The sequence below is a fragment of the Bacillus sanguinis genome (assembly GCF_018332475.1).
Taxonomy (GTDB): domain Bacteria; phylum Bacillota; class Bacilli; order Bacillales; family Bacillaceae_G; genus Bacillus_A; species Bacillus_A sanguinis.
Genome location: NZ_BOQB01000395.1, coordinates 1 through 2,275, shown reverse-complemented (window position 1 = coordinate 2,275; position 2,275 = coordinate 1). Strand labels below are relative to the sequence as shown.

The 2,275-nt window shown below is 31.9% G+C and carries 2 protein-coding genes; one reads left to right on the top strand and one right to left on the bottom strand.

All coding sequences use genetic code 11. The features are described 5' to 3' along the window. Nucleotides 1-182 precede the first annotated feature (182 nt). Nucleotides 183-974: a sulfotransferase family 2 domain-containing protein gene (locus KI369_RS26705; protein ID WP_212958535.1), complete on the top strand. Its 792-nt coding sequence runs from the start codon at nt 183-185 to the stop codon at nt 972-974. A gap of 82 nt (nt 975-1,056) precedes the next feature. On the opposite strand, the gene KI369_RS26700 is transcribed toward KI369_RS26705, so the two are convergent. Then, entirely contained in the window at nt 1,057-1,977 is a 921-nt protein-coding gene (locus KI369_RS26700; protein WP_212958527.1) for a DMT family transporter, read from the bottom strand. Between the last annotated feature and the right edge of the window lie 298 nt (nt 1,978-2,275).

Sequence of the window (2,275 nt, the reverse complement as noted above, 5' to 3'; positions counted from 1 at the left end):
AAGTTTTTCATTTTGTTTGTCGCTTTCGACGTTGTTGTCATCGGCGACTTGTTTTATATTACACCCCTATTTAGTAATAGTCAACATTAATCTTTCACTTTTTTAGAAAAGATGAAACAGCTACTCATATTCCTCTTTATTTTCCATACATATAATTAAAGTATCTGAAAGGAGTGTAGAGATTGTTCGACTCTCCCTTATTACACATCATCAATGCCCATTCAAGAAATCCACACTATCATAAGAATTTTCCTATCATTCTATTTTGGAGCCAAAAAAGTGGTTGTACTTCTCTTGCCAACTGGTTCTTTTACCAAATTAATTTATTACAAACAGCTCTAAGTTATAGCCCTTTCATTCATAATTATGAATATGATATATACAAAAGTACACCTGCCTATAGTCTACGACTAGGTATAGCGTTACGAGAAAAACAAAAAGAAACTTTTAAACTTGTTCGTAACCCTTATAAGAGAGCAGTCAGTTCTTTCGTATCCTTAATTGCACCTCCTTATATAGAAAATCCCGAATGGAAGCCCATCCGAAAGTTTCTATATCAAGACGAAAATTCCTCCAAAGGGCTCTCATTCAAACAATTTCTATACTATCTACTTATTAATGGTGCTCAAGCAAATGGTATTAACCCGCATTTCACACAACAATATATAGCTGATGAAGAAGAATATGTGACTAATTATATATACTTAGAAAACTTTAATCAGGAAATGAAGGCATTAGAAAAGCGTTTCCAATTAAAAACTGCACCAATAAATGAGTTCTCAACATCATGGCATCATCAAACTCCCGCCATGATTTATAAAGGGAATTTTAGCGAAGCTGATATTACTGACCCTTTATTTCCCCGTCATCCAACTTTCGAAAGCTTTTATGATACAGAATGTATACAGCTCGTTCAAACAATATTTCAAAATGATTTCAATACGTATAAATATAGTAGAGAATACCCATACTGATTTCAATCTATTATCTTTGCCAAATAAAAAAACACCTAATATATAAGGTGTTTTTTTATTTAAACCATATACAACATACTGCTTAGCATTCCTTACTATTCAAGTTATTTCTCTTTAATAACTTACTTATTTTTTGTTTGTCTGCCCAGCCTACCCCTATTAAAACTAAACCTCCTCCTATTACTATCTTCCACGTTACAGACTCATCTAATAAAAAAATTGAAGCAACAATACTTATTAATGGTAATGCATTTAAATATAACCCACTTACTGATGCTGAGACTGTCTCTAATGCTCTATTCCAAAACCAATACGCTAAAATTGTTGCCCCGATAACAAGATACATTACACTAAATCCTGTCTTCCATGTTTCGATTTCTGGGAAACCATAGTAAAAAGTTTCTGCCATTGCAAATGGTAATAAAATAACAGCCCCAATAATTAAAGTTAATGTTGTAAAAACATTGTTTGATAGATACTGTTCTTGTTTTGGTCTTTTCAGCAATATTGTATAGAAAGCAAATAAGAAAGTGCTTAATAAAATAAGGATATCTCCTATTAAAGATACTTCCTGATTGACGTTACTAGATGGAATAGTAATAAGAAGTACTCCGACAACCCCCAATGCAATACCGATCCAATAATTAAGCTGAATTTTTTCTTTCAAAAAGAACGCAGAAAACAGAATTGTAACTAAAGGTAAAGCAGCATCAATAATACTAACATGCAATCCGCTTGTTAAAGAAATACCGTAAGATGTGAACATAAAGTACCCAGCTACACCAGTAAAAGATAGTAAACTCATTCTTTTCCACGGGACTTGTTTATGTTCAACTGATCTTTTTAATTGTTTAAATGAGAATAGCAAGCAAATCCCACCAGCGAATAAAAGGCGAATAAATAATAAAGTAAATGGCTGAATAGATTCTAGCGCCCACTTTGTTGGTGCAATGGCCGCCCCCCATAATATAACAGCCACTAATAACATGCATATTTCTTTCATAATCCCCCACACCCATCAAAAATATATGTTAACCATCTTAATTATAGATTTTTTCTTATGCGAAATCCTTTAAAAATGAAAAAACATTATGTAACAAACAACTGAATTGTTATTTTCCACATAACGTTTTCATATATTTTTAGTCATTCTACAACTTAATTATACAAAAAGGTAATTCTTACCTTAAACTAACATTTTAGGATTACTAAATTTACGGATTATGTTATTTGGTATATAAAAATAAACACAAAAAAACCTAAGTCGAATCGACTTAGGTTTTTGCTTTGCGACGTCCTAC